Source organism: Candidatus Magnetobacterium casense, assembly GCF_019173545.1.
GTDB lineage: Bacteria > Nitrospirota > Thermodesulfovibrionia > Thermodesulfovibrionales > Magnetobacteriaceae > Magnetobacterium > Magnetobacterium cryptolimnobacter.
The window spans coordinates 1-6008 of record NZ_JABXWD010000216.1 but is presented as its reverse complement, the minus strand read 5'-3'; the positions used below and the strand labels follow the sequence as shown (position 1 = coordinate 6008).

6 protein-coding genes are annotated in these 6008 nt (G+C 51.1%); 4 read left to right on the top strand and 2 right to left on the bottom strand.

Annotation, left to right across the window (positions count from 1 at the left end):
- The first annotated feature begins 119 nt into the window (after positions 1-119).
- The 4 genes from HWQ67_RS11600 (at position 120) to HWQ67_RS11585 (ending at position 3786) form a co-directional block, all read left to right on the top strand.
- Positions 120-389 carry a DUF29 domain-containing protein gene (locus HWQ67_RS11600; RefSeq protein ID WP_218252852.1) on the top strand — a complete coding sequence of 90 codons (270 nt, stop codon included), beginning with the start codon at positions 120-122 and terminating at the stop codon, positions 387-389.
- Between the two features lie 145 nt (positions 390-534).
- Positions 535-2283 carry a leucyl aminopeptidase gene (locus HWQ67_RS11595; protein ID WP_218252851.1) on the top strand — a complete coding sequence of 583 codons (1749 nt, stop codon included), beginning with the start codon at positions 535-537 and terminating at the stop codon, positions 2281-2283.
- 314 nt (positions 2284-2597) lie between these two features.
- Positions 2598-2939 (top strand): histidine triad nucleotide-binding protein, encoded by a 342-nt coding sequence (locus tag HWQ67_RS11590; RefSeq protein ID WP_218252850.1) that lies wholly within the window; start codon positions 2598-2600, stop codon positions 2937-2939.
- A gap of 7 nt (positions 2940-2946) precedes the next feature.
- On the top strand, positions 2947-3786 hold the full coding sequence (locus HWQ67_RS11585) for a 1,4-dihydroxy-6-naphthoate synthase (RefSeq protein WP_218252849.1): 840 nt from the start codon (positions 2947-2949) through the stop codon (positions 3784-3786).
- On the opposite strand, the gene cobS is transcribed toward HWQ67_RS11585, so the two are convergent.
- Together cobS and cobT are read right to left on the bottom strand one after the other, a co-directional pair.
- Positions 3779-4531, bottom strand: coding sequence for an adenosylcobinamide-GDP ribazoletransferase (gene cobS, locus HWQ67_RS11580; protein ID WP_255317246.1), 753 nt, complete (start codon positions 4529-4531; stop codon positions 3779-3781). The two genes, HWQ67_RS11585 and cobS, sit on opposite strands and share 8 nt — an antisense overlap.
- Positions 4518-5579, bottom strand: coding sequence for a nicotinate-nucleotide--dimethylbenzimidazole phosphoribosyltransferase (cobT, locus tag HWQ67_RS11575; protein WP_425340722.1), 1062 nt, complete (start codon positions 5577-5579; stop codon positions 4518-4520). The genes cobS and cobT overlap by 14 nt, the downstream gene beginning before the upstream one ends.
- Between the last annotated feature and the right edge of the window lie 429 nt (positions 5580-6008).

Here is a 6008-nt window from a genome sequence, read left to right as displayed (position 1 = left end):
CGTGAAAAGCAGAAGGAGTTGCGTGAGATTGCATAAAAAAACAGGCAAAAATGGTTAGCAAAATTGATACCATGCTGTTTGCCTGTTTTTCGAAAACTCGAGTATATTAGTATACTGAAATGACACAGGTCTTTTCAGGCATGATAATTGAGTGTGAAATAATGGGGGTCAAGGGGACTGGTCCCCTTGCGGGGGGTTCTGAAGGGGGGCGGAGCCGCCCCTTTCTTTCCTTACTTCTTGGGGGGGTGAACTATTACCCAATAGCTAAAGGATTTATAGAAGCCAAAAGAACATTTGAAGATGAAACGGGAATTAACACCAGGGAATTACCTGAGACCTGCCTATACACCTTTGACCAATTGATGGACTACAGTTTCCGACCAGAGTAGTCCGGATCAAAAAAAAAGCTTCCACCGTCTCAGCCTTTCTCGAAAAATTTATACACCTCTAAAAAAACTACGGTTGAAAGAATGTGACACAAAATGCTACCTTATAGCTAAACATGACAAATGCATACAACGAGGAGATTCAGAGATGGAGATCAAGATAAGCAGTGAAACTGAGGATTCCGTAATGGCCGAAGTATTGGTTCTGCCTTTTTTTGAGGGCGACAGGGCTGATTTCTATGCCGGTATAGACGAAAGGACAGGCGGTTTGATAAAGAGGGTCTTTGATACCAGGGCCTTTAGCGGCAAACACGGCCAGACTACCCTGCTGTACGTAAATAACATCAACACTCAGGGCCTGCTCCTGGTGGGATTGGGCAAGTTGTCGGAGCTATCGCAGGACAAACTCAGACGCAGCGGCGGCAAGGCGTTTTCCGCCCTCAAGGGTAAGGGGATTTCCTCCGTGACGGTAGCCACGTCTGTTTTGAAGGCCGATGGGGTTGCCCTGAACGCCCACTTCAGAGCGGCGCATTACTTTTTAGAGGGAGTGCTCCTGAGTCAGTACCAGTTTAAGAGATACAAGACCCCAACCGATGACGACGCCAATGACAAGGAGATCGTGGAGGTGGTTGTCCTGGCCTCCCCCGATGACGTGTCAGTGCAGTGGTTGGAGGTAGTTGTCAGTGCGGTGGGTTTTGCCAAGGACCTCACCAACACACCGGCAAATGACATGACCCCAACACAGCTTAGTAATGCGGCCCTGGCACTGAGGTCTGAGGACGTCACGGTAAAGGTGCTTGAGCTTAATGAGATCGAACAGGAGGGGATGGGTTCGTACCTGGCCGTTGCCAGGGGGTCGGCGGAACCGCCAAAATTCATTATCCTTGAATATCTCAGAGGCACAGGAGAGCCTGTTGCCATTGTGGGGAAGTCGGTCACCTTTGACAGCGGCGGATTGTCCCTGAAACCGGCAGATGGCATGGAGCAGATGAAGTATGACATGGCCGGTGGGGCGGCAACGCTGGGCATAATCAAGGGAGCAGCTCAATATAAGTTGCCCGTTAATATTGTAGCCGTGTTACCGGCAACAGAGAACATGCCCGGAGGTAAGGCCACAAGACCCGGAGATATCGTAAAGGCCATTACCGGCAAAACCATAGAGATACTCAACACCGATGCAGAGGGACGTCTTGCCCTGGCAGATGCCCTTGGATACGTAATTAAGCATTACAAGCCCAAGGAGGTCATCGATATGGCTACGCTCACGGGTGCATGTTCTGTGGCATTTGGCAACGAGGCCATTGCCATGATGGGCAACAATGACGACCTCATGGACAGACTGAAGAAGGCCTCCGCCGAAACATACGAGCGTGTATGGCAGATGCCCCTGTACGAGGAGTATAAGGAGTATCTCAAGAGCGATACGGCGGATATCAAAAACATAGGTGGCAGAGAAGGAGGTCTTATGACATCAGCCTATTTTCTGAAGGAGTTTGTTGGTGACACACCGTGGGTACATCTGGATATAGCGGCCACGGCCTGGAACAACAAGGACAAGGACTACGCACCCAAGGGGGCCTCAGGCATTGGGGTAAGGTTATTGCTGCATTTTCTGAAGATGCTCGTCAGTGTATTTATCGTGTTGGGGTGTATGTTTACACCTGTCTTTGCGACGGACGCCAATGACCTGAAACAGGAGATGCTCCAGAACCCCGATATCTTAAACATCGTTATGTCGCTGAAAAACGACCAGGATTTCCAGCAGGTACTCAATGATCCGGAGATTATTCGCGCCATAAACGCCAATGATATCTCTGCCCTGTCGGCAAACCCCAAATTCACAAAGTTGATGGAACACCCAAAGGTCAAAGAGATCGAAACGAAACTCAAAAAGTAAAAAACTACAAACAAGAGATATAGCGCGTTTCGATTGTGTGCAATACAAGAAAGAAAGGGGCGGCTCCGCTTCTTTTTCGCTCCAGGTCGCCCCGGGCCCCTTCAGCCCCCCCCCCGCAAGGGGACCAGTCCCCCACTTAGCCGGGGGTCGCTGACCCCTTGACCCCGTAAAATGCCATTATTTTGTATTTAATCCAATCGAAACGTGCTATATCTTGGTATATGTCATCACAGGATTTTTTACAGCAAGCGTTTTTTTATTCTTGACCGGATGATGCTGTAGTCTGTATAATTTATATCTTTTAGGAGGTAGATATGGATTGCATATTCTGTAAGGTAGCAAACAAAGAAATAAGGGCAACGGTTGTGTACGAGGACGACCAGGTGGTAGCCTTTGAGGACCTCAACCCACAGGCCCCTGTGCATGTGCTCGTAATCCCCAGAAAACACATCCCCACAGTACTGGATATGACCAGCGAGGACACCGCAGTGGTTGGACATATGTTTGAGGTAGCCGGTCGTATTGCCAGGGACAGGGAGGTGGCACAACGCGGGTTTCGGATGGTCATCAATTGCAACGCCGAGGCCGGTCAGAGTGTCTACCACATCCACCTGCACGTAATCGGCGGCAGGGCCATGCACTGGCCACCGGGATAAGGTACACTTGAACAACCACCTTACACTAGGGTTTTCGCCATGCCCCAATGACACGTACATGTTCTATGCCCTCGTCCATAACACGGTGGATACCGGCGCCCTGAGATTTACCCCGGACATCCGGGACATCGAGGCCCTAAACCTTGCAGCCCTTGCCGGTGAACTGGATGTCACCAAGGTATCGTTTCACGCCTATGGATTGCTGAGGGATACGTACAGGCTGCTTCGTAGTGGGGCGGCTATGGGACGGGGCTGCGGACCACTTGTGGTCAGCCTCAGACCAACCTCCATGACAGGGCTGGTCGGCAAGAAAATTGCCATCCCGGGCAGATATACCACGGCATATCTGCTGTTGCAGTTGTATGACCCGGCCTTTAGTTGCAATGTCGTAGAGATGCCGTTTCACGCAATCCTTGATGCCGTCAGTGATGGCCGGGTCGATGCCGGGTTGATCATACACGAGAGCCGCTTTACGTATGCCGGGCATGGCCTGACTCTGGTGGCAGACCTTGGTCAGTGGTGGGAGCAAACATACGGTTTACCGATACCGCTGGGTTGCATCGTGGCAAGGCGGCAGAGCGTAGATGAACCCTTGGCACGGAGGGTCAGCACCGCCATCAGGGAGTCAATCCTTTATGCTTATAGCCATCCACAGGAGACCCTTGAGTACATACGGGGCTACTGTCGTGAGCTGTCCGAGGTGTACATCCGCGGGCACATCGACCTGTACGTCAACGACTTTTCCCTGGATATGGGGCAAGAGGGTGAGAGGGCGGTTGCAGTCATGTTGCAATTGGCTCAAGAGAGGGGTATCTTAAAACATGAGCAGTTAAAGGCAATCACATAGATCCTTGTCGCACATTTAGAACCAGCAAAAACAGCAGTTCGTTTAACTCTATCAATGCCCCAAGGGTATCTCCGTTTAATCCGCCAAGCAGTTTGCCAAACGACATGACGCACAGGTGGGTAAAGGCGTAACATACAGGTAAAATTACCAGATATCGGACGCCAAATGCAGCCGCAATCGATATTGCCGCCAGGAGAGACAACAGAAGTATCCAGGACGTTGTATTTTCAATGAACACCCTGCCAAGGCCGTCTTTCATTGCGCTTTTGCCTGCATACATGGCATAAACACAGCACGAACGACCAACCACAGGGCAGAGCACTAAAGCGTAGGCATTAATTGCCAAGGGCGTTTTTAACAGCAGGTATTTCAGCATTATGCAAAACACTATAGAGGCCACGCCAAAGGGGCCTACCGTGGGGCTTTTCATGATGCCGAGTTTTTCGGCTACCGATTTTCTGGCTGCGATGGCGTCAAACGTATCAGCGATGGCATCCAGGTGCAACCCCCCCGTGATTACAGTCAACGTCAGGACGACCAGAAGGACTGCCACCTCCGCAGGTAGATACCTGCTGCTCACCGCCCAACATCCCCACAGACAACCCCCTATCAACAGCCCGACAAGCGGGAAGGACGCAGCACTGTTGGCCACGTCCCTGTCGCCGAGGACCTCAAAACGCCACGGCAACGGCAGTATCGTGAGAAACCCTACGGCAAAGACAAACGATACCCTAAGACTCTTCAGAATCGCTTACGCCCGCCTGTTGAAAGGTTGCCATTTCGCTGTATATCTTGATAGCGGCATCGAGGATTGTCATGGCCAGGGCAGCGCCCGTCCCCTCACCCAGACGCAGACCGAGGTCGAGCATCGCAGTGGAGTCCATGAACTCCAGGATGGCCTTGTGTCCGACCTCCTGGGACATGTGCGCAAAGAACATGTAATCCTTTACGGTGTTATCCATACAGTAGGCAATCAGTGCCCCGGCACTGGATATAAAGCCGTCCACGACAACGGGCAACGACCTCTGAGCCGCCCCCAGAACCATACCCGCTATGGCCGCAATCTCTGCCCCACCCACCTTGGCAAGGACGTCTATGGGGTCGGAGCGGTCCGGCTTGTTCGTGGCAATGGCACGTTCGATGACGTCTATTTTTCTCTTGTGGGCAGCGTCGTCAATACCTGTACCCCTTCCGGTAACCGTGGCAACAGGCCTTGACGTAATCACGGAGGTTATTGCTGCAGAGGCGGTCGTGTTGGCTATGCCCATCTCACCGGTAGCAAACATCCCAAACCCCATATCGGCATACCGGACTACCAGTTCTCTGCCAACCTCCATGCACTGTAGCGCTTGCTCGCGGCTCATGGCGGGCTCCTTTGCCATGTTGCGGGTACCGTGGACGACCTTGCTGTGAATTAAGCCCTCCAGTCCCTTAAAGTCGTAGTTGACGCCCACGTCTACGACCACGACCTCGACCTCGGCATGGCGCGCAAGGACGTTTATTCCGGCCCCACCGGCCAGAAAGTTAAAAACCATCTGCGGTGTGACCGCCGCCGGAAAGGCCGATACCCCCTCCGATGCAACACCGTGGTCGGCGGCAAAGACAAAGACCACCTTTTTGGGGATCGTAATCGTCTGAGTCTCATAGATGCCGGCAAGACGAGTGGCATACTGCTCAAGTCGTCCGAGGCTGCCCCGGGGCTTGGTCAGATTATCAAGGTGTTTTTGTGCCAACTCAAGATACTTCTTGTTCATATGTCTCCTATTTACGTGATTCTTATTTACCATGAAAATTACGTCTGTATATTCTATCGGAATTGCGTGCAATTATACAACCACTGGCTCAAAGGAAAAGACGCTCTGGGCTATCTACTAATATTTTTGCCTCACTTACTACTCCCCCGCTTTTTTAAAAGGCAGACGTCTAACCCGATGGCGAAATTCTTCCACGACAACTATTGCTTGGGTTTTGGGTGGGTAGATACAGCATCAGGAAAAAAGCCAATATGGATACGTGTTTCCAGGGATATGAAAAAAATGGCGTGTATCTACAACTTTAAGACGGGTCTGAGACCTTATCAGTGACTTCTAAAATGGCTTTTGGAGGCGATATATCAAGTGATTTCAGTGCATATTTTACCTTAGAATTGATCTCGTTACGTTGGAAAAAACCTAATTTAGCCGTTTTAAACTCAGTTGCTTGCAAAGAAGCCAATGTTTCTT